Source organism: Arthrobacter methylotrophus (assembly GCF_039539965.1).
Taxonomy (GTDB): Bacteria; Actinomycetota; Actinomycetes; order Actinomycetales; family Micrococcaceae; genus Arthrobacter; species Arthrobacter methylotrophus.
On the sequence record NZ_BAABED010000001.1, the window covers coordinates 1,752,120 to 1,770,133 of the forward strand.

At 64.3% G+C, this 18,014-nt stretch carries 24 protein-coding genes; 20 read left to right on the top strand and 4 right to left on the bottom strand.

Going from position 1 to position 18,014, the window contains the following annotated elements:
- The first annotated feature begins 18 nt into the window (after positions 1 to 18).
- Entirely contained in the window at positions 19 to 570 is a 552-nt protein-coding gene (locus ABD884_RS08845; RefSeq protein WP_345043585.1) for a hypothetical protein, read from the top strand.
- Here ABD884_RS08845 and ABD884_RS08850 read toward each other — a convergent pair.
- Positions 567 to 1,472, bottom strand: a complete 906-nt coding sequence (locus ABD884_RS08850; protein WP_345043589.1) for a DUF4238 domain-containing protein — start codon at positions 1,470 to 1,472, stop codon at positions 567 to 569. The genes ABD884_RS08845 and ABD884_RS08850 overlap by 4 nt on opposite strands.
- Before the next feature lie 95 nt (positions 1,473 to 1,567).
- Here ABD884_RS08850 and ABD884_RS08855 point away from each other — a divergent pair, with 95 nt between their 5' ends.
- The 7 genes from ABD884_RS08855 (at position 1,568) to ABD884_RS08885 (ending at position 5,890) form a co-directional block, all read left to right on the top strand.
- Complete coding sequence (locus tag ABD884_RS08855; RefSeq protein WP_345043594.1) at positions 1,568 to 2,335, top strand: DUF2958 domain-containing protein; 768 nt, start codon at positions 1,568 to 1,570, stop codon at positions 2,333 to 2,335.
- Between the two features lie 145 nt (positions 2,336 to 2,480).
- On the top strand, positions 2,481 to 2,738 hold the full coding sequence (locus ABD884_RS08860; protein WP_345043600.1) for a helix-turn-helix transcriptional regulator: 258 nt from the start codon (positions 2,481 to 2,483) through the stop codon (positions 2,736 to 2,738).
- Positions 2,735 to 3,982: a type II toxin-antitoxin system HipA family toxin gene (locus ABD884_RS08865; RefSeq protein ID WP_345043605.1), complete on the top strand. Its 1,248-nt coding sequence runs from the start codon at positions 2,735 to 2,737 to the stop codon at positions 3,980 to 3,982. The genes ABD884_RS08860 and ABD884_RS08865 overlap by 4 nt, the downstream gene beginning before the upstream one ends.
- A 393-nt stretch (positions 3,983 to 4,375) precedes the next feature.
- A complete protein-coding gene (locus ABD884_RS08870; RefSeq protein WP_345043612.1) occupies positions 4,376 to 4,939 on the top strand; it encodes an exonuclease domain-containing protein in 564 nt (187 codons plus the stop codon).
- 30 nt (positions 4,940 to 4,969) lie between these two features.
- Entirely contained in the window at positions 4,970 to 5,170 is a 201-nt protein-coding gene (locus ABD884_RS08875) for a hypothetical protein (protein ID WP_345043618.1), read from the top strand.
- A 29-nt stretch (positions 5,171 to 5,199) separates the two neighbouring features.
- Entirely contained in the window at positions 5,200 to 5,502 is a 303-nt protein-coding gene (locus ABD884_RS08880; RefSeq protein WP_345043622.1) for a hypothetical protein, read from the top strand.
- A 40-nt stretch (positions 5,503 to 5,542) separates the two neighbouring features.
- Positions 5,543 to 5,890 carry a hypothetical protein gene (locus ABD884_RS08885; protein ID WP_345043626.1) on the top strand — a complete coding sequence of 116 codons (348 nt, stop codon included), beginning with the start codon at positions 5,543 to 5,545 and terminating at the stop codon, positions 5,888 to 5,890.
- A gap of 62 nt (positions 5,891 to 5,952) precedes the next feature.
- Here the strand turns inward: ABD884_RS08885 and ABD884_RS08890 are convergent, their stop codons facing one another.
- Complete coding sequence (locus ABD884_RS08890; RefSeq protein WP_345043632.1) at positions 5,953 to 6,588, bottom strand: hypothetical protein; 636 nt, start codon at positions 6,586 to 6,588, stop codon at positions 5,953 to 5,955.
- A 196-nt stretch (positions 6,589 to 6,784) separates the two neighbouring features.
- Here ABD884_RS08890 and nrdI point away from each other — a divergent pair, with 196 nt between their 5' ends.
- From nrdI to ABD884_RS08920, 6 genes are all read left to right on the top strand, one after another.
- Positions 6,785 to 7,207: a class Ib ribonucleoside-diphosphate reductase assembly flavoprotein NrdI gene (nrdI, locus tag ABD884_RS08895; RefSeq protein ID WP_345043642.1), complete on the top strand. Its 423-nt coding sequence runs from the start codon at positions 6,785 to 6,787 to the stop codon at positions 7,205 to 7,207.
- Positions 7,174 to 9,348 (top strand): class 1b ribonucleoside-diphosphate reductase subunit alpha, encoded by a 2,175-nt coding sequence (gene nrdE, locus ABD884_RS08900; protein WP_345043649.1) that lies wholly within the window; start codon positions 7,174 to 7,176, stop codon positions 9,346 to 9,348. Before nrdI ends, nrdE begins: the two co-directional genes overlap by 34 nt.
- Before the next feature lie 314 nt (positions 9,349 to 9,662).
- Positions 9,663 to 10,280: a hypothetical protein gene (locus ABD884_RS08905; protein WP_345043654.1), complete on the top strand. Its 618-nt coding sequence runs from the start codon at positions 9,663 to 9,665 to the stop codon at positions 10,278 to 10,280.
- A 203-nt stretch (positions 10,281 to 10,483) separates the two neighbouring features.
- Positions 10,484 to 11,461: a class 1b ribonucleoside-diphosphate reductase subunit beta gene (gene nrdF / locus ABD884_RS08910; protein WP_345043662.1), complete on the top strand. Its 978-nt coding sequence runs from the start codon at positions 10,484 to 10,486 to the stop codon at positions 11,459 to 11,461.
- A 79-nt stretch (positions 11,462 to 11,540) separates the two neighbouring features.
- Positions 11,541 to 11,906: a hypothetical protein gene (locus ABD884_RS08915; RefSeq protein WP_345043667.1), complete on the top strand. Its 366-nt coding sequence runs from the start codon at positions 11,541 to 11,543 to the stop codon at positions 11,904 to 11,906.
- A gap of 88 nt (positions 11,907 to 11,994) precedes the next feature.
- Positions 11,995 to 12,393: a hypothetical protein gene (locus ABD884_RS08920; RefSeq protein ID WP_345043673.1), complete on the top strand. Its 399-nt coding sequence runs from the start codon at positions 11,995 to 11,997 to the stop codon at positions 12,391 to 12,393.
- A gap of 45 nt (positions 12,394 to 12,438) precedes the next feature.
- On the opposite strand, the gene ABD884_RS08925 is transcribed toward ABD884_RS08920, so the two are convergent.
- A complete protein-coding gene (locus ABD884_RS08925) occupies positions 12,439 to 13,023 on the bottom strand; it encodes a hypothetical protein (protein ID WP_345043679.1) in 585 nt (194 codons plus the stop codon).
- A 70-nt stretch (positions 13,024 to 13,093) separates the two neighbouring features.
- Between ABD884_RS08925 and ABD884_RS08930 the strand changes: the two genes are divergently transcribed.
- Both ABD884_RS08930 and ABD884_RS08935 read left to right on the top strand, forming a co-directional pair.
- On the top strand, positions 13,094 to 13,531 hold the full coding sequence (locus ABD884_RS08930; RefSeq protein WP_345043684.1) for a hypothetical protein: 438 nt from the start codon (positions 13,094 to 13,096) through the stop codon (positions 13,529 to 13,531).
- Entirely contained in the window at positions 13,524 to 14,009 is a 486-nt protein-coding gene (locus ABD884_RS08935; protein ID WP_345043690.1) for a hypothetical protein, read from the top strand. The genes ABD884_RS08930 and ABD884_RS08935 overlap by 8 nt, the downstream gene beginning before the upstream one ends.
- On the opposite strand, the gene ABD884_RS08940 is transcribed toward ABD884_RS08935, so the two are convergent.
- A complete protein-coding gene (locus tag ABD884_RS08940; RefSeq protein WP_345043694.1) occupies positions 13,985 to 14,215 on the bottom strand; it encodes a hypothetical protein in 231 nt (76 codons plus the stop codon). The genes ABD884_RS08935 and ABD884_RS08940 overlap by 25 nt on opposite strands.
- Between ABD884_RS08940 and ABD884_RS08945 the strand changes: the two genes are divergently transcribed.
- The 4 genes from ABD884_RS08945 to ABD884_RS08960 all read left to right on the top strand — a co-directional run bounded on the left by ABD884_RS08945 (position 14,214) and on the right by ABD884_RS08960 (position 17,956).
- Positions 14,214 to 14,513 carry a hypothetical protein gene (locus ABD884_RS08945; RefSeq protein WP_345043697.1) on the top strand — a complete coding sequence of 100 codons (300 nt, stop codon included), beginning with the start codon at positions 14,214 to 14,216 and terminating at the stop codon, positions 14,511 to 14,513. The two genes, ABD884_RS08940 and ABD884_RS08945, sit on opposite strands and share 2 nt — an antisense overlap.
- On the top strand, positions 14,513 to 14,911 hold the full coding sequence (locus ABD884_RS08950; protein ID WP_345043702.1) for an SLOG family protein: 399 nt from the start codon (positions 14,513 to 14,515) through the stop codon (positions 14,909 to 14,911). The genes ABD884_RS08945 and ABD884_RS08950 overlap by 1 nt, the downstream gene beginning before the upstream one ends.
- A gap of 78 nt (positions 14,912 to 14,989) precedes the next feature.
- Complete coding sequence (locus ABD884_RS08955; protein ID WP_345043706.1) at positions 14,990 to 16,246, top strand: helicase associated domain-containing protein; 1,257 nt, start codon at positions 14,990 to 14,992, stop codon at positions 16,244 to 16,246.
- Between the two features lie 21 nt (positions 16,247 to 16,267).
- Positions 16,268 to 17,956, top strand: coding sequence for an RCC1 domain-containing protein (locus ABD884_RS08960; protein WP_345043710.1), 1,689 nt, complete (start codon positions 16,268 to 16,270; stop codon positions 17,954 to 17,956).
- Positions 17,957 to 18,014 lie beyond the last annotated feature (58 nt).

Sequence of the window (18,014 nt, forward strand, 5' to 3'; positions counted from 1 at the left end):
GGCCCGCATAGACCTGTCATGGCCAACAGCTCAAAAGACAAAGGCGACCGCTTCGAACGCGAGTCGGTCCCCGTCCTGGTGAACCTGCTCCCGGAGTTCGCTCTGGACAAGGCAATGCGCTACCTCGGCGCTGGACGCAAGGAAGACGTCGGGGACCTCTATGTCCTGCCCGACACCGCGGTGCAGGTGAAAGCCTGGGACGACATGGGTGGCGCGATCCGCACAGCGGTGGCCGGTTCTGTCGTCCAAGCCGGCCACGGAGACAAGGAATACGCGCTCGGCATGGTCCCGATCCTTGGCGCCCGCGCCCACCAGGTGCGCTGGCTCGCCTGTGTGGCACCGGGACACTGGCCGGTGCCGGTCGAACCGGTAGCAGAGTTCAAACTGGTCTCCAAGGCCCTCAAATGGGTCAAGGACGACACCGGCCCTTACGGATTCCGCGTCTGGGACCGGCTGGAACGCATCGGACTGCTCGGCGGCCCCGGGGAGCCTGCCCTGATCACCCCCATTGAGGCCTGGGCGGCGGCGTACCGGCAGGCACACGCGGAGCCGCTGAAGCTCGCTGCCTAACTCTGCGCCTGCTCGCGGTGACCCCTTGGAGGTCTGTTTGTTTCTGCCCATGCGCCGAGTCCGCTTGAGCGCCGGTGGTAGACGCGCTCTTGTGCCTGCGTAAGCTGACCGCGGTTGATGACGACTGCGTTGATGCCATCGACAGGGACAGTAGCTTCCGCGATGCCGTCTGGGTAGACGAAGGCAATACTCCGCGGTCCCAGAGGCATGGTGATCATCGCTGCATCCAAGAGCGGAGCCCGGACTTCTGGATTCATTCCCCGCGCCACCGATACCGCGGGACAGTCTCCCAGCAGAAACTCGGCGCCGCCAATGGCTGGGCGGATCATCAGACTGTATCCGGAGAGACGCGCCTTCGTTATCTCGAAGAAGCGAAATAGGGCATCGCGGAAGTCCACGCCAGTGGATAGCTGGGCACGTAAATCGGTGATTATTTCCTCGGCTATCTCCGCATGGATTCCCGGGGCATGCTCGAGGTGCAGGCCGCTGTGCTTCAGATTCGCCAGTCGGGATAGCATCGGCGTGTCTGAGCGAACATGCCTTTCGGCGTTGGCCAGGGCTATGTCATGAATCTGCCGTGTTGCCATGCTTCGGGCGTAGTGGAGGGCGACGAGGTCTTTCACGGCCGCCGATGTCTCGGGGGAGTAGGTGGCGGGGCTCTCATCTATCTCACGGAATGCCGGGGCGATTCTGTCCTCGACCGCCCGCCAGAGCTTTTCAGCTTCATCGGGTTCGTGTTTGACGAAGTACTTCTGGAACCCGATGGCTTTCGAGGTGCTGGGTTTCTGATGCCCGTACCTGACGTCGTACACGCCGATCAGGTCGTCGTTCGGGTCGCAAAAACGGTTCAAGAGAGCTTGCGAAACTACGTGCTGGCGCCACGTCTCGTTGTTCATTCCCATCCCCACAGGATCTCACCACCAGCACCCTCTTCGGCGGTAAAACAGTCGTGCCGCACACAAACCAGGAGAGAGAAGGAAGCATCAAGAGGAGCATTATGACCGAAAGCATCAACCGCCAGCCGCAAGGAATTCCCGTTGGCGGCCAGTTCGCGCCCACCGCCCATGCCGAACCTGACGTGGCCCTCGCCGCGTCGGCACCCGCCCGGCCCGCTGAGACGCAGCGGAAGCGTCGCGGCCATGACTTCTACCCGCCGGCCGAGGAGATGGCGTCCTGGCCTGAGCTGTACGCAACCGACGGCGACGGGCCTCTCGGTGACAAGCCGATCCAGGCGCACTACTTCCAGGGCGGCATGGATTGGTACATCGCCGAATACGACCCCAAGGCGAACGAGGCCTTCGGCTACGTGAACCTCGGGCACGGCGGCGAATGGGGCTACATCGACCTCGCCGAGGTGGAGAGCGTCCGAGGACAGTTCGGTCTGCCCATCGAGCGCGACTTGGACTTCACGCCGGGCACGCCCGCCAAGGAATGCATCCAGAAGTACAAGGACGAGGCCGCGGCTGAAGCAGCGGCGGCTCTGGCCGAGGATCGGGACGAGACAGACTTCGGCTGGGACGGTCCCGACGAGCCGGATCCGCTGAGCCCCGAAGACCGCAAGCAGTGGGACGAGCACCACCGCTTCGCCTTCAACTATGTCCACGAGGGCAATCTGCTGGGCGTCACCGGGTTTGAGGACCGGGACACCGTCGAACGCTTCGCCGGCTTCGCTGCGAACGCGTACATGGAATCAGGCTGGGACGGCATGATGGACATCCGCACCATCGCCCAGGCCTGGAGGGACCAGGAACGCCCGTTCGGCTAAGGACACCGGGGCCCGGCCAGTCTCCGGCCGGGCCTTCCTCATCCGCCTCAACACGACGTGCTGTAAGAAATATCGAACATTTGTCGCTTAAGACTGAATGTTCGAGATATTGAACAATTGGCCTCATAAGCAATATGATCGATATATGGAACATGACGAGTTGACCCCGTTCTACCGGGCCGTGGATGCCCCGTCCCTGGGGCGGTGCATCAGTGATGCGCGCAAGGAGTCCGGCCTGACTCAGCAGGACCTGGCGGATCGGCTCAAGGTGACCCGCGGCACCATCATCCGCCTCGAAGCGGGAGAGGCGGTGTCCGTTGTCGTCGCGATGCAGGCGATCAGGCTCCTGGGCCGTGACGTAGCCCTCGTGCCACGTTTCTCCAAGCTTCAGGTCAGCTCATGAGCGCACGCACCCTCGACGTCTTCCTCCGCGGTAGTCGGATCGGTGAGCTCACCGGTAGTGGACTTCGCTTGTCTTTCCAGTACGACCGGGCACCCCTGGCCGAGTATGGTGCCGAGTCCATACTGCTTTCATTGTCCATGCCTCTGAGCCGAAAAAGGATCGGCGGGCCGGAGGTCTACAACTTCTTCGACGGGCTCCTGCCGGAAGGCCAGGTGCGCTCCCACCTTGCCAAGGAAAACAGGCTTACAACACCTGACGCCTTCGGCCTCCTGCGCGTGCTTGGTGCAGACTGTGCCGGCGCCGTCCAGGTCCTGCCACCCGGCGAATCACCGGAACGCCCGGGCGCCGCCATCCCCATGACGGAGGACGAAGTGACGGGGGTCGTGGAGTCCCTCCCGACCTGGGACCTACCCGACGACTTCCTCGTCACCGCATCTCTGGGCGGCGTCCAGTCCAAGGTGTTGCTGACCAGGCACGACGACGGCTGGGCATGGCCTGGCCGCGGAGCTGTCTCCACCCACATCATCAAGCCGGAACCCCTGGATTCGAGCATTCCGGATCTCCTCGGCTCGGAGGACTGGGCGCTGAGGACGGCTTCGGCTGCCGGATTGCCGGCCGCGAACGCGCACCTGGAGAAGTTCGGAGCCCGGCAGGCCATCGTGGTGGACCGCTTCGACCGGGCGCCGGACGGAAGCCGGCTGCACCAGGAAGACTTCACCCAGGCCCTCGCGCTGACAAGCGAGGCGAAGTACGAGGGCACCTCGGCCCCGCCGTCGCGGCTGACCCGGCTGGTCAATGCGGCCGCCCCGCACACGCGCGATGACGCCGAATTCCGCAGGGACCTGCTCCGGGCCGTTTCCTTCAACGTGGCGATCGGAAACGGAGACGCCCACTCCAAGAATTACTCACTCATCCTGCGCGACGGCGGCGAAGTGCTGCTCGCCCCGCTCTACGACGTGGCGCCCACCCTGCTCCTCTATGCGCCCAGCAACAACGCAGGCCATACTGTGGCCGGTCAGATCCGCCTGGGCTACATCACCCTGGAACACCTTGTTCGCGAGGGTACGGCCTGGGGGATGGACGCGGAGGACGCACGCCAAACCGCGGTGTCCGCGCTGGAGTCTGTGGCGGCAGCGGCCGCCGCATCCTCAGCCGAGGGCAACCTCGGGTTCCTGCGGGAGCTCGTCCCGGCCCGCGTCAGCGACCTGCTCGACGGCAGCACCGCCCGGCGCGCTCTGGGCTGAGCCGCGGACTGCCCGACGTTTCCAGTGCGGGGAGAGACTTGACCGGTTCCGCACACATAGGGTCCAGAAACGAAACCCAACCCCCGGCGGTGAGGATCCGCCGGGGCCCAAGCCCTAATAGCTCAAGGCAGAGCGACCGGAACGTGAGAGTCCCGGAGGACAGCGGATTCGAGGCCGCACAGGGCACTGGCACCCGATGGTGCCATTCGCAGTAACACACACCTGGCCGGGTGCCTCCCGATGGGGCACGCGGCCGGCGTCCTGGGAGTCGGGACGGGAATCTTCCAAGCGGGTTGCTGCGCTGAAAGGTCCGGTACAGGCACCACTACGGTGCCTGCCGGGCCTTTCGCCATTCCGGGCACACGTGTCGGGCCGTCCGCACACATGAGGAGCATGGAAACACTTCCCGGCCTGGACTTCACGGCCATCGATTTTGAAGCAGCCAACTCCGACCGTGCCTCCGCCTGCGCCATCGGCGTGGCAGTAGTGCGCGGGGGAATCATCACGCAAACCCGGTCCTGGCTGATCCGCCCGCACACCGGCCTTGACTCGTTCGACCGCTATGCCACCCGCGTGCACGGAATCACCCCCGAGATGACCGCAGCTGCTCCGTCCTTGCCCGAGTCGATGAGCAAGCTGGCAACCCTGATTGGTGACGGCCCGGTGCTCGCGCACAACATGGGCTACGATGGCGCCGTTCTGCGCACGTCCTTCGAGATCGCAGGGCTGCCCAGGCCCGCCAACGAGTTCCGGTGCACCGAGACCCTCTCGCGAGCCGCGCTCCGGCTGCCCAAAAACAAGCTCGCCGACGTGGCCGCACACCTGGGCCTGCCCGCATTCGCCGCCCACAACGCCGGGGACGACGCCCGCACCTGCGCCCGCATTGCTCTGGCCCTGGCTGCCCGTCACAACGCCACTACCATCACAGGGCTCTACCGCGGGCTCGGCATCGCATGACAGCCGTAGATGCCGCCGCACAAGGAAGACATGAGCATGATCACCACTGCCGTGGCGCCCGCCGCCGGCGCCCGCTACCGCAAGCAGTCCACCGGCCGAACCTGGCACGTTGACCGGATCACCGAGGCCGGGCTCATCTCCCTCACCGAGGAGTTCTACGGCTCCGACTGCGAACGTCGCGACTACGTCACTCACGCAGAACTCGGAGCCGAGTACGCGCCGCTGACCTGACGGGGAGCTGGCATTGGGGTGCCGCACACATGAGCGGCATGAGCTCCATGACAACCCCCACCCCTCAATCCACTCCGGGCATACGCCCCGGTCTCGGTGACAGCTACCGCTGCCGCGCGACCGGCCTGGTCTTCTTCGTGGAAGGACGACGCTCCAAGGCCCGCAGCTGCCTCATCCACGACGCCAAAGGCCCGGGCCGGCAGGTCCGCGACCACGTCACCCTGGAGGAGCTGGCCACGGACTACGAGTTCCTCGGCTGCGACCACACGACTGCCTGCTGCGACACCCATGGAACCCACACGACACCTCACATGGGCTGCATCTTCCGCTAAGGAGGGGAGCGGCCGCCGGGCTGCCGCACACATGAGCTTCATGGAAGAGAACACGCCCCGAGCAGCCCGGCCCGCTCCCCGTACCGGGACTCCCCTCAAGCTGTCCGCAGTGACCCTTGCCCTGCCGCCGATCCGTATTCTGCTCGGCATCGGCTTCACTTACAGGGACAAGGTCACCGGGGAGGTTTGGACGCTCAGCATGCTTCGGTCCGGGCGCAACGTCGTCCTCGTCCGCGGCGACATGCGCAAGCCCGATGAGGTTCGCGACAAGGTCCACGTGGACACCCTGGCCGACGACTACGAGCACCTCGGCTGCGACCACGAAAACTACTGCTGCACCCTCCACCACGAACACGTCACGCCGCACCGCGGCTGCATGATGCGCTGAAGCGCACAAAAAACCCCGGCAGCCTCACCTGGCTGCCGGGGCTTTTCGACGTCACACCGGGCTCAAAGCCACATCACGCTGCCGCCGGCGCGCGGCTCGTAACGCTTGCCCACGATGGAGCGGGCGAGTGCCAGATCCTCGTCGGATGCCTCGGTGTTGAAAAAGCGGTCGCCGGACTTCAGCTCGCCTGTGAGGCGGCCGAGGAGCTGGAGTTCAAACCGGGCTTTGCGCGGGTCACCGGACGGAACGGCCTTGATGACCTTGGTGACGCCGGTGATCAGTCCGCCGAGTCCGACCAACAGGTAGCCAGCCTTGACGATCCGTTCGGCTCCGGCGCCGGTCCAGTCGCCGCGCTGGGCATTCAACCAGTCAGCGTCGCTCAGGTGCGGGGCGTCTCCCCACCATTTGCGCCAGCCGTCGGTGCTTTCCTCGGCTGGGGCCGTCTGGATCAGAGGCAGCGATCCGCCGGCGGTAACGAAGTCAGCCTTGCGAAGAGGCGTCAGGGACGACATGGACAAGTGCCTCAGGTACCCGGAGGCCAGCAGCTTGGCGATGTTCGGGCGGGTGGTGTTCAGGTAGGCCGCGGCGGCGTTCGGCGTGAGGACCTCATCGAGGATCGGTTCGGCGGGGATGATGGTGAGTTCCGGGAGGGTCATTTCTTCCTTCTTTCGATTCGTCGTCTTAAGTAATTTAACCATAGACAGCATTGTGTATATGTGTCAATGGGTTTGATGAGATCAATTTGGACCGCCGCACACATGTGCAGGGCTGCCCCATTCCCGGGGGTGCAAAACACACCCTGTTCGCGTCAGCGACGCCCGTCGTCCGCCGGGCCGCATAGGGGCAGACCAAGGGCCAGGATCACGGGCCCACGACAAAGGATGGTGCTGGGCGGTGACGGGGAAACTCATCTACTTTTCCTCGGTCTCGAACAACACCCACCGCTTCGTCGAGAAGCTCGGCCTGGCCGCTGACCGGCTGTCGGTCCGCACCTCTGATGAGACCCTGATCGCCACCGAACCGTTTGTCCTGGTCACTCCCACGTACGGGGGCGGCCCGGAGGGCGGGGCGGTGCCGAAGCAGGTCATCAAGTTCCTCAACGTGGAAGGCAACCGGAATCTCATCCGCGGGGTCATCGCGGCGGGGAACACCAACTTCCATGACTCCTACTGCCTCGCAGGGGATGTCATCGCGGCCAAGTGCCGCACACAGCTGTTGTACCGAGTCGAACTCATGGGCACCCCGGAAGACGTGGAGCGTGTCCGCACTGGATTGGAGAAATTTTGGAAACGAACACCCTTGCGCCCGAGCGCGTAAGCAAGGACGACGCCCTCCCGGAGGCGTACAAGGGCCTGGGCTATCACGAACTGAACGCCTACCTGAACCTTTACGGTCCGGACGGCAAGATGCAGTTCGGTGCTGACGTGGAAGCTGCCCGCCAGTACTTCCTGCAGAACATCAACCAGAACATGGTCTTCTTCCACGACCTGAAGGAAAAGCTCGACTACCTCGTCCTGAACCAGTACTACGAGGCGGAGCTGCTGGACAAGTACAGCTTCGAGTTCATCAAGAGCCTCTACAAGCAGGCTTACGCCCACAAGTTCCGTTTCCCAACGTTCCTGGGTGCCTTCAAGTTCTACACCTCCTACGCGATGAAGACATTCGACGGCAAGCGCTATATGGAACGCCTCGAAGACCGCGTCACCATGGTTGCGCTCGGCCTGGCCGACGGCAACGAGACGATCGCCCGACAACTGGTGGACGAGATCATCTCCGGCCGCTTCCAGCCGGCCACCCCGACGTTCCTGAACACCGGCAAGGCCCAGCGCGGCGAGCTCGTCTCCTGCTTCCTGCTCCGCACCGAAGACAACCTGGAATCCATCTTCAAGGCCGTCTCCAACTCCGGCCAGCTCTCAAAGCGCGGCGGCGGCGTGGCAGTCTGCCTGACCAACCTGCGCGAAGTCGGCGCCCCGATCAAGCAGATCGAAAACCAGTCCTCCGGGATCATCCCCGTGATGAAGCTCCTCGAAGACACCTTTTCCTACGCCAACCAGCTCGGCCAGCGCCAGGGCGCCGGCGCCGTGTACCTGCACGCCCACCACCCGGACATCAACCGGTTCCTGGACACCAAGCGCGAAAACGCCGATGAGAAGATCCGCATCAAGACCCTCTCCATGGGCGTCGTGATCCCGGACATCACCTTCGAGCTGGCAAAGAAGGACGAGGACATGTACCTGTTCTCGCCCTACGACGTCGAAAAGGTCTACGGCATGCCGTTCTCGGACATCAACGTCACCGAGAAGTACCGCGAAATGGTCGACGACGCCCGGATCAAGAAGACCAAGATCAATGCCCGTGAGTTCTTCCAGACCCTCGCGGAGATCCAGTTCGAATCCGGCTACCCGTACATCATGTTCGAGGACACAGTGAACAAGGCGAACCCGATCGAGGGCAAGATCATCATGTCCAACCTTTGCTCCGAGATCCTCCAGGTCTCCTCGGCCAGCACCTTCAACGAGGACCAGAGCTACGACGTCACCGGCAAGGACATCTCCTGCAACCTGGGCTCGATGAACATCGCCGCAGCCATGGACGGCGGGGACCTCGGCGCCACCGTCGAGGTGGCCATCCGCGGCTTGACCGCAGTGTCGGACCAGTCCGACATCAAGTCCGTGCCCTCCATCGCCAACGGCAACTCCAAGAGCCACGCCATCGGCCTTGGCCAGATGAACCTGCACGGCTACCTCGCCCGCGAAAGGATCCTCTACGGCTCCGAAGAAGGCATCGACTTCACGAACATCTACTTCGCGAACATCGTCTTCCACGCCATCCGGGCATCCAACCTGATCGCTAAGGAACGCGGCCAGGTCTTCGAAGGCTTCGAGAAGTCCAAGTACGCCACCGGCGAGTTCTTCGACAAGTACGTCACTCAGAACTGGTTGCCGGCCACGGCCCGCGTCCAGGAGCTCTTCGACAAGGCCGGCATCCACCTGCCGACGATCGCCGACTGGGAGCAGCTGAAGGCCTCCGTCATGGAGCACGGCATCTACAACCAGAACCTGCAGGCCGTCCCGCCCACCGGCTCGATCTCCTACATCAACAACTCGACGGCCTCGATCCACCCGATCGCAGCCAAGATCGAGATCCGCAAGGAAGGCAAGATCGGCCGCGTCTACTACCCGGCGCCGTACCTGACGGATGACAACCAGGAGTTCTACCAGGACGCCTACGAGATCGGCTACGAGAAGATCATCGACACCTACGCCGCTGCGACCCAGCACGTGGACCAGGGCCTGTCCCTGACGTTGTTCTTCAAGGACACCGCCACCACCCGCGACATCAACAAAGCCCAGATCTACGCTTGGCGCAAGGGCATCAAGACGCTCTACTACATCCGCCTGCGCCAGATGGCACTGGACGGGACCGAGGTAGAGGGCTGCGTTTCGTGTGCACTTTGATGCACGCTGATCTACTCTGAGTGCACAAAAATGCACATCGCAGGGAGATCCTGAGAAGGCCCCGGCAGGATGTCTGCCGGGGCTTTCTGCTGCCCGCAGCATCACGGGGAAGGAAATCCGCGGCCGCCGCACACATTGACGGTGAAGGACACGCACAGCAGACCGCCCACGATTCACTTGCCCATGTGGGCTCACAACCTCAGCGGGCCGAGCGGCCGCAGCGCAGTCCGGCAATCGCCCCGGTGACATCGCGCCGGGGCTTTCTGCTGCCCGGCGCGAAGAGATGCACCGCAGTCGCCGCACACATGAGGCGCATGGAAACCCGTAACGACCCGAAGAGCCATTTTGCCGCCGACACGGCCGGCCACCAGATGACCGTCCTGCTCGACCAGGGGCTCTACCGTCACCTGCGGTTCGCAACGCCCGGGAACTCCATCGGCTGGTACGAACTCATCACCACTCCGAACCTGCTGACCATCAACGGCGACATGGGGACCTTCATGTTCTCCCGCATGGAGGACATGCTCCGGTTCTTCGAGCGCCCCGACGGCAGCATCAACCCCGGCTACTGGGCGGAGAAAATCCATGCCTCCAGCGGTCCGGCCGCCGTCTATTCCGCGAAGGTCTTCACCGACACCGTCCGCGATGCCGCCATCGACCAGCTCGACGGCGTAGATGAGGCGCTCCATGGCCAGGCGCTGTCCGTGCTCGAGGAAGAAGTCCTCAACTACGCCGCGGAGGGTGAGGAAGAAGCGCGCAGCGCGCTGGACCGGTTCAGCCACGACCTGCTCGAACTCACGGACACGTGGGAGTACAACTTCACCAACCACTCCTTCCGCTACCTCTGGAACCTGCACGCCATCGTCCGCGGCATCACCCGATACCGGGCCCTGGCCGGCCAGTCATTGGAAGAAGCGGCCGAAGCGGCCTGACCGGAGTTTGCGGCGCGGTCTACGCATGTTCCAGAGCGATAGACCAGACCACCACTCCAAGAAACCATCCCCAAGTGCAGTCCTCAGGTTCCAGGCGCAGAACGCCCGTCGGCCACCGGGACGCATAGGGGAATCCAGACACCCTGAAAACCGTCGGATAGCTCCGGCCCGGGCACTACATCAGCACCACGAAAGAGAACAACATGGGATCCCTCCAACTCATTGAACAAGCCCACGCGATCAACTGGAACCGCATCCAGGACGAAAAGGACGTAGAGGTCTGGAACCGTCTCGTCAACAACTTCTGGCTGCCGGAGAAGATCCCGCTGTCCAACGACGTCCAGTCCTGGGCGACCCTGACCCCCGAAGAGCAGCTGCTCACCATGCGCGTCTTCACCGGGTTGACCCTGTTGGACACCATCCAGGGCACCGTCGGGGCCGTGTCCCTCATCCCGGACGCCATCACCCCGCACGAGGCCGCCGTCTACACGAACATCGCGTTCATGGAGTCCGTGCACGCCAAGTCCTACTCCTCGATCTTCTCGACGCTCTGCTCCACCAAGGAGATCGACGAAGCCTTCCGCTGGTCGGTCGAAAACGAGCACCTTCAGAAGAAGGCGAAGATCGTCATGGACTACTACGAGGGCGACGACCCGCTCAAGCGCAAGATCGCCTCCACCCTGCTCGAAGGCTTCCTGTTCTACTCCGGCTTCTACCTGCCGATGTACTGGTCCTCGCGGGCCAAGCTGACGAACACGGCCGACCTGATCCGCCTCATCATCAAGGACGAGGCCGTCCACGGCTACTACATCGGCTACAAGTTCCAGAAGGGCCTGGAGAAGGAAACCGAGGTCCGCCGCGAGGAACTCCACGAGTACACGTACGACCTGCTCATGGAGCTCTACTACAACGAGGTCCAGTACACACATGACCTCTACGACGGTGTCGGGCTGGCCGAGGACGTCAAGAAGTTCCTGCACTACAACGCCAACAAGGCCCTCATGAACCTCGGCTACGACCCGATCTTCGCCGCCGACACCACCAACGTGAACCCGGCCATCCTGTCCGCACTGTCCCCGAACGCGGACGAAAACCACGACTTTTTCTCCGGCAGTGGCAGCTCCTATGTCATGGGTTCGTCCAAGGCGGTAGCGACCGAGTCGGATGACTGGAATTTTTAGTTAGGCTCCCTAACAATAATCTTTCGCATCACACTGCGGTTCCAGCCTTTCTTCTTTTGGCAACACCGGAGTGAGTGAAATGAACCACCCCCGTCCGCGGCATGATTTCAACACGGATTTCGTGCCGCGGCGGACTTTAAGAAGCCTCAGCAGGAAGGGACGCAACGCAATGACAACGACAGCAACCCAAGCCAGACAGGACACGCCATCCGAGACCCTCTGGATCATCTGGGCTGAAGGCTTCGCGGCGACCGGGGAGTCAGAAACCGCCTGGCAGCTCAACGAAGTCCCCATCCGGGCAACCTCGCTGGATGACGCAGTGCACCAGTACAGCACCATCAGTGACAGCCGGCACCTGTTCCACCGCAGGAGCGACGGCACCTGGACCTACTGGGGCTGCCGGCTCTTTGACAACGAATCGGACGCCCGTGGGGCGTTCGGTTAGGACTTGCCGAGCATGTGAGTAGTCACCGATGAAGGGCGGCCGTCCTTTACCGCGCCCGGATTCGGGCCCGTCCGCACACATAGCCGGCATGAGCACCATCACCGCCTCCCGGCCAGCGCCCGCTACAACCAGCACCATCCTCTGGGCAGTCTCCGACGGCGCCTTCGAGAACCACTTTCTCACCTCTACCCCAGAGGCAGCCGTCTGGCTCACAGATGAGGCCATGCGGCAGTTCCGCCGCGGCCAGGAATCCTCCGTGGCAATCCATCTTCACGACCCCTTCCTGGGCGTGCTCTGGGACGCCAGCACGGACGTCCGGGACGTCTTCCGTGCCACCGGCTGGCCCCGTCTGGACGAGACCACCCTGCACCTGCGGTCCGACGTCATTGCGCTCGTCAGGGACATCCTCATCACCGACGACACCCCTCACGACGCACCGTTTCCCGGCATCTCTGACCCGCACACGTACGCCCTCGTCTGCCGCTGACACGCCAAAGAACCGGGTGGCCGCACACGTAACAGGCATGTGCACTCAATTTAATGAATCCCTGGTCGTCCGCCACGAAGACGGCCAGTTCGCAGCCCACATCCACCACGAACCCTCGATCACGCTTGCTCCGGCCCCCGAAAGGCTGGACCTGAGCGACTTTGACGCCGACTTCGCCGCGGCGCCGTCGTACAAGAGAACGCCATCGTCACCGCCCGCCACACCGACCGGCCCGAGCGCCTTGCCACCGTCCTCGCTGACGGGACTGTCGAAACGGAGCGAATCGTTCCCGCTGGCCAGTGGATCATCACGAACCCCGGCGGCGAGGAGTACGCCATCGACGATGAGAAGTTCGGCAAGAAATACGCCCCGGAGGGCCCGGAGGGGACCTACCGCGCAGCGGGGGAGATCCGCGCCTTCCAGTCGCCGGTCCAGGGCCCGATCACTATCACCGCTCCCTGGGGCGAGGAACAGCACGGCAACCCCGGCTGCTACCTGGCCGCCGGCATCGACGAGGACGGCAACCCCACCGCTGACCGCTACATCATCGGCGAGCAGGAGTTCGCTGACACGTACGTGCCCAAGATCTGAGCCATCCCTCGAAGGGCTGATGCGTGATTGGCCAGGCATAGTGCGGGCGGGGCGGGAAACCTCCCTGTCCGCACACATGCCACCGGACAGACCTTTTGAGGAGGCCACTATGACCTACGCCGAAGCCAAGCGCGCCGAATACCCTCCGCAGGACGAAGCGGAGCTGCTCATCGAATTCACCACGGAGCTGCTGGCCCGCAGTAAGTTCGCGGCCACCGGCCACGCCGGCGTGAGCTGGGACGAATGGATCGGGACCGACGAGGACACCCGGGAAGACCGCCTGAGTGCCTACCGGGTCCACTCCCTGGTCCTGGCCGGTCTGGGCATGCTCGCGTGGCCGGAGACCGAGACTCGGGACGTCAGCTGGATCATCGAAAGCCCCGGACACTACCGGGGACTGAGCGCCGTCCCGGCCCTCGACCGCATTGTCACCTTCGGCCGCGACGCCAAAGCGGCCGTCGCCTATTTCCGCGCGTGCACCACGGTGGGCCAGCCATGCCGGCTCTCCTGGTCGTTTGCCCAGGCGCCCGGGCACGGCCGTGGCTGAGACCATCGAAGCGCCTCCGGGCCACCCGGTCCTGGACTGGCTCATCGCCGACTACAGGGCCTCCTCGGCACGCCGTCGAAACAAGGGCGAGGACGAGGTTCGTCGCTACCTGGAAATCGCTGCCCTGGAACCCACAGAGGAGCTCGCCCACCAGCGGACAACCGCACTGGAGGAAGAAGCTGCGGCCCGCTATTTCGCTGCCCGCCGCGGCGTGAAGCCTCCTACCTGGAACCTTGTTGCCCGGCTCCGTGCCGCCCGTACCGTCCGCCGGCTCGCCAACGACCTCTCCGCCGCCCATAACGCGGACCGCATGTACTGGCTCGTGCACCGGAACCACCGCATGGCTGCCCGTGGCCGTGAGCTCGCCCTGCAGAAGGCCGCAATCGAAACCCACACCGCGGTCTGGGACGGAGACACCCGGACCCTCTCCTGCTCCTGCGGGGAAACTGCCGGCTACCTCACGCACATCGCCGCCTGATCGGCGCCGACGAGGCGGCCGCCCGCGAGGCCCTCCTGTACGTCCACAACAACGTCGAGACCCACGCCGGGATGTGCGGCGGCTGCGAGACCTGCGCCGGATCTTCCGCCGCCGTGCACTGCCCGGTCTGCGGAGATGCTGATGACCCCTGCCTGACCTACTTCGTGGCCGCCGGCCGCGGGCCCACAGACACCGAAGGACCCCATGAATAAGCACTACGACAACGCCATCGCAGCCCTCCGGGAGACGGACAGACTGGGCATCTCCACAGAGGCGACCGCCATGGCCGCCATGCAGACCCAGGCGACCCTGGCCGTCGCCGCAGAACAGGCCAGGACGAACCGGCAGCTCGAGCTGTCCAACATGATCGCCTACGCCCAGCTCCGACGCGCCCGACGCCGCCCCTCCCTGGACGTCGAGGAACTCGTGGACGTCCGCATGGCCTCGGCCTTCCCGGAACTCGGGGAAGCGATCCTGCCCGATGACGACGAAGACGGGATCTGATGCCTCCCCGCCTGCTCATCACCGGATCCCGCACCTGGGTTGACCGCGCCGTCGTCAGGGACGCCCTCCGCGCCTGGTGGGACACCACCGGCCGGAACCCCGAGGCCGTGCTCGTCTCCGGGGCCTGCCCGAAAGACGCCGACCGGATCTGCGAGGAAATCTGGAAGCACAACGGACTGACCGTCGAACGGCACCCGGCGCAGTGGAAGAAACCGGACGGCACCGTGGACAAGCGTGCGGGGTTCAACCGGAATGCCGCCATGGTGGACACCGGCCCGGACCACCTGATCGCCTTCATCATGGACGGCTCCAACGGGGCCACCCACACCCTGAACTACGCGAAGAAGAAGGGCATCCCGGTCACCGTCCACGAAGCGACGACCACTCCGGGAGCCTGAAGAGGGAAAGCCAGCCGGCCGCACACATATGGAACCGACGCCCGGCTGACCAGACGCCGGCACGAAGCGAAGGCAGCGATGACACCGGCAAACACCCAATCAGACCCCGGCAGCACCAATTCGCACCAGCTGCGTTGGGATTCAAACCTAGCAACACTCGTCCGGTTCATCGCCGACAATGGCCGTCCTCCCGCCCAGGGGGCCGCGGATGATGCGGAGAGGAAGCTGGCTTCGTGGCTGAACCATCAGAGAGGACATGCGCTGCCTGACCGCGTTGAAGCACTGGACCGGGCGATACGCACATGGCGGCAGACGACGTTCGACCTGAGGTGGGAGAAGCATCTGAAGGCCACGGCGGCATTCTCCGCGACCTACGGCCATCATCCACGACCCGGCAGTTCCGACCGTGACGAGAAGATGCTCGGCTCCTGGCTGGTCAAGCAACGCCAAAACACGACGCCGGAACGTGCAGCCAGGCTCGACTCAATGATCTCTGGATGGCGCGGATCTCGTGTCCAGTCATGGAGCGAAATCCTGGACAAGGTTGTGTCATTCGTAGCCGAACACGGGCACGTCCCGCACCAGACCGGTGCGGGTGAGCATGAACGAAGTCTCGCTTCCTGGCTGAAAGAGCAACGCCGATACGCTACGCCTGAGCGCGCTGCAGCCCTTGACGGCGCAGTACCGAACTGGCGCGGAAACCACCCCGGCCATCGCGCCTGGGAGGATTCCTTCACAGCCGTCCAGGACTTTCTTGCGGAGACCGGTCGGCTCCCGTCCCGCGGAGACAAAGCAGGCCGCCGGCTGGCCGCTTGGCTTTCTGACCAGTCACGGCGTGCCACCGACGAGCAGCGTGCAGCCCTCGACGCCGCACTGCCGGGGTGGGAACCCGCGGTTGTTTCCTGGGCGGAGCGTCACGCGGCCGTCGTCGCATTCCTCGCGGCCAACGGCAGGCTTCCTGAACAGACCGACACCGGCGATACACGGGTGCTCGGGGTGTGGCTTGAGAACCAGAGGTGGAACGCGACAGTACAATCCCGGTCGATCCTGGACACCTCCCTGCCGGGCTGGCACGTCACCCTCGAAGACAAATGGGATGCCCGTTTGGACGAACTGGTCGCGCACATCGCCGCAAACGGCCGCCTGCCCCGCCCTGGGGCGAAGAACCCGGAGACGTCCCTCGCCCGGTGGTTGGAGAAACAGCGCAGATTCGCGAACGCAGAGAGGGCGGTTCGTCTCGACTCCGCCGCACCAGGCTGGCGCGGGAAGAAAAAGCTCAGTGATCGGCTTCAACCATCAACTGCCTCGCCACGGTCTACGCATGGTTTGCAGTGACTTCGAATTGAAAGACCACGAATGCCATCTCGTCCGGCCCTAAACCCTCGCCGCATTCTTGCCTCACGCGCAGGTTCTTTCGACCTGGCAAGCATTCTGGTCACCACCCTCGTCGTCGGGGCTCTCCTGGCCGGCGCCCTCGTGGGGCTCTTCGGCGTCATCCCGTTCTCCCAGGACACCTCAGCCAAACAGGACCTGAATGCTGTCGTTACCGCCCAGCGCGCAGTCAAGGGAACAGGAAACCCCTACCTGCCCATGACCGGGCTCATCAACGCCGACTACCTGCAGGACCACCCCTCCATCGGCGTCTACACCAGTGCGGACAGCAGCTGCTACGTGGCCGTCTCCAAATCGGCAACCGGAGCCATGTTCTTCGTCACGAGCGAACGCACCGAGCCCGCCGCGCTGACCCGCGGAACCGACACCGGATGCATGCCCCAGCAATGGATCGAAACAATTCTTGGACCGGCCCAGGCTGCAACACCGGCACCTGCACCTTCGACAAGCCCGGCGCCCGGCCCCTCCAGTCCGGCGGCCACCGCACCTCCAGAACCAATTCCGACCCAGACCCCCACGCCGACATCCACAGCCGTTCCCAGACCATCGCCGACCGCCACAACTCCACCGCCTGCGGCCACACCATCAGCTACTGCGTCTTCCCAGCCAGCGCCGTCCCCGAGTCCGTCTGCCCCTTCTCTTTCACCCACAACTCCACCGCCTGCGGCCACACCATCGGCGACAGCGTCTTCCCAGCCAGCACCGTCCCCGAGTCCGTCGGCACCGGCCCCCTCTCCTGCAACCACAGCTCCAGCGCCTACGGCCACACCATCAGCTACTGCTTCTTCGCAACCAACTCCGCCGGCCACCGCTAACTGCCCCGGAGACCAACAGGGCCAAACCCAGGGCCAGTACGGGGACTGCAGCACCGTCGTGCCAGTCCCGGGCCTCTCTGTCACCAGCATCAGCGCCACCACGAACGCCACCTGCGCCGTCGCCGACGGCCGGGGCTACTGCTGGGGGACCGGCAAATCCGATGTCCCTCGCGAGATCGACATGTCCGGTGCACTGGCCGGCAAAGCGATCACATCCATCAGCGTCTCACCGAACCGGACCTGCGCGACGGCCGCCGGCGCCGTGTACTGCTGGGGGTCCTCAAAGAAGGACGCCCCGGCCAAATCCGTCCTGGCCGGAGCCATCGCCAGCAAGACCATTACGAACGTCGCAACAGCCCCTTCCCGTACGTGCGCTATCGCGGGCGGCCAGCCCTACTGCTGGGGCAGCGGCAACAACGACACACCAGTGCGTGTTGCCGTATCCGGTCCCCTGAGCGCCAAGACAGCCACCACGATCAGCGCGAGCAACAACTCCACCTGCGTGGCAGCCCAAGACGGCACCGCCTATTGCTGGGGGTCCGGCAACACCGATGTCCCGCAGCAGGTCGGCACGGGGGGAGCGCCGGCCGGACAGGCCGTGACAAGCATCAGCACAGCCAACAACACCGACTGCCTCACGGCCGGCGGGAAGGCGTACTGCTGGTCCGGGGGCAACTCAGCGACTCCTCAGGAGTTCAACGCCTCCGGGGCGCTGACCGGAAAGAACACCACATCGATCAGCGCCGCCACTAACCGGACCTGCGCCATCGCCGAACGCACCGCGTACTGCTGGGGACCCGGGAACTTCACATGGCAGTGGCTTTTTGGAGGATCCTGACCCGGAGATTCGGGACTACCACCCGTCTGCGACTACCTGAAGAATTGTCTGCCCCCAA

Excerpts from the sequence above, each read along its gene's own strand:
- ABD884_RS08845 (WP_345043585.1), top strand. The coding sequence starts at position 19 with ATGGCCAACAGCTCAAAAGACAAAGGCGACCGCTTCGAACGCGAGTCG.
- ABD884_RS08850 (WP_345043589.1), bottom strand. The coding sequence starts at position 1,472 with ATGGGAATGAACAACGAGACGTGGCGCCAGCACGTAGTTTCGCAAGCT.
- ABD884_RS08855 (WP_345043594.1), top strand. The coding sequence starts at position 1,568 with ATGACCGAAAGCATCAACCGCCAGCCGCAAGGAATTCCCGTTGGCGGC.
- ABD884_RS08860 (WP_345043600.1), top strand. The coding sequence starts at position 2,481 with ATGGAACATGACGAGTTGACCCCGTTCTACCGGGCCGTGGATGCCCCG.
- ABD884_RS08865 (WP_345043605.1), top strand. The coding sequence starts at position 2,735 with ATGAGCGCACGCACCCTCGACGTCTTCCTCCGCGGTAGTCGGATCGGT.
- ABD884_RS08870 (WP_345043612.1), top strand. The coding sequence starts at position 4,376 with ATGGAAACACTTCCCGGCCTGGACTTCACGGCCATCGATTTTGAAGCA.
- ABD884_RS08875 (WP_345043618.1), top strand. The coding sequence starts at position 4,970 with ATGAGCATGATCACCACTGCCGTGGCGCCCGCCGCCGGCGCCCGCTAC.
- ABD884_RS08880 (WP_345043622.1), top strand. The coding sequence starts at position 5,200 with ATGAGCGGCATGAGCTCCATGACAACCCCCACCCCTCAATCCACTCCG.
- ABD884_RS08885 (WP_345043626.1), top strand. The coding sequence starts at position 5,543 with ATGGAAGAGAACACGCCCCGAGCAGCCCGGCCCGCTCCCCGTACCGGG.
- ABD884_RS08890 (WP_345043632.1), bottom strand. The coding sequence starts at position 6,588 with ATGGTTAAATTACTTAAGACGACGAATCGAAAGAAGGAAGAAATGACC.
- ABD884_RS08905 (WP_345043654.1), top strand. The coding sequence starts at position 9,663 with ATGGAAACCCGTAACGACCCGAAGAGCCATTTTGCCGCCGACACGGCC.
- nrdF (WP_345043662.1), top strand. The coding sequence starts at position 10,484 with ATGGGATCCCTCCAACTCATTGAACAAGCCCACGCGATCAACTGGAAC.
- ABD884_RS08915 (WP_345043667.1), top strand. The coding sequence starts at position 11,541 with ATGAACCACCCCCGTCCGCGGCATGATTTCAACACGGATTTCGTGCCG.
- ABD884_RS08920 (WP_345043673.1), top strand. The coding sequence starts at position 11,995 with ATGAGCACCATCACCGCCTCCCGGCCAGCGCCCGCTACAACCAGCACC.
- ABD884_RS08925 (WP_345043679.1), bottom strand. The coding sequence starts at position 13,023 with ATGCCTGGCCAATCACGCATCAGCCCTTCGAGGGATGGCTCAGATCTT.
- ABD884_RS08930 (WP_345043684.1), top strand. The coding sequence starts at position 13,094 with ATGACCTACGCCGAAGCCAAGCGCGCCGAATACCCTCCGCAGGACGAA.
- ABD884_RS08945 (WP_345043697.1), top strand. The coding sequence starts at position 14,214 with ATGAATAAGCACTACGACAACGCCATCGCAGCCCTCCGGGAGACGGAC.
- ABD884_RS08940 (WP_345043694.1), bottom strand. The coding sequence starts at position 14,215 with ATGGGGTCCTTCGGTGTCTGTGGGCCCGCGGCCGGCGGCCACGAAGTA.
- ABD884_RS08950 (WP_345043702.1), top strand. The coding sequence starts at position 14,513 with ATGCCTCCCCGCCTGCTCATCACCGGATCCCGCACCTGGGTTGACCGC.
- ABD884_RS08955 (WP_345043706.1), top strand. The coding sequence starts at position 14,990 with ATGACACCGGCAAACACCCAATCAGACCCCGGCAGCACCAATTCGCAC.
- ABD884_RS08960 (WP_345043710.1), top strand. The coding sequence starts at position 16,268 with ATGCCATCTCGTCCGGCCCTAAACCCTCGCCGCATTCTTGCCTCACGC.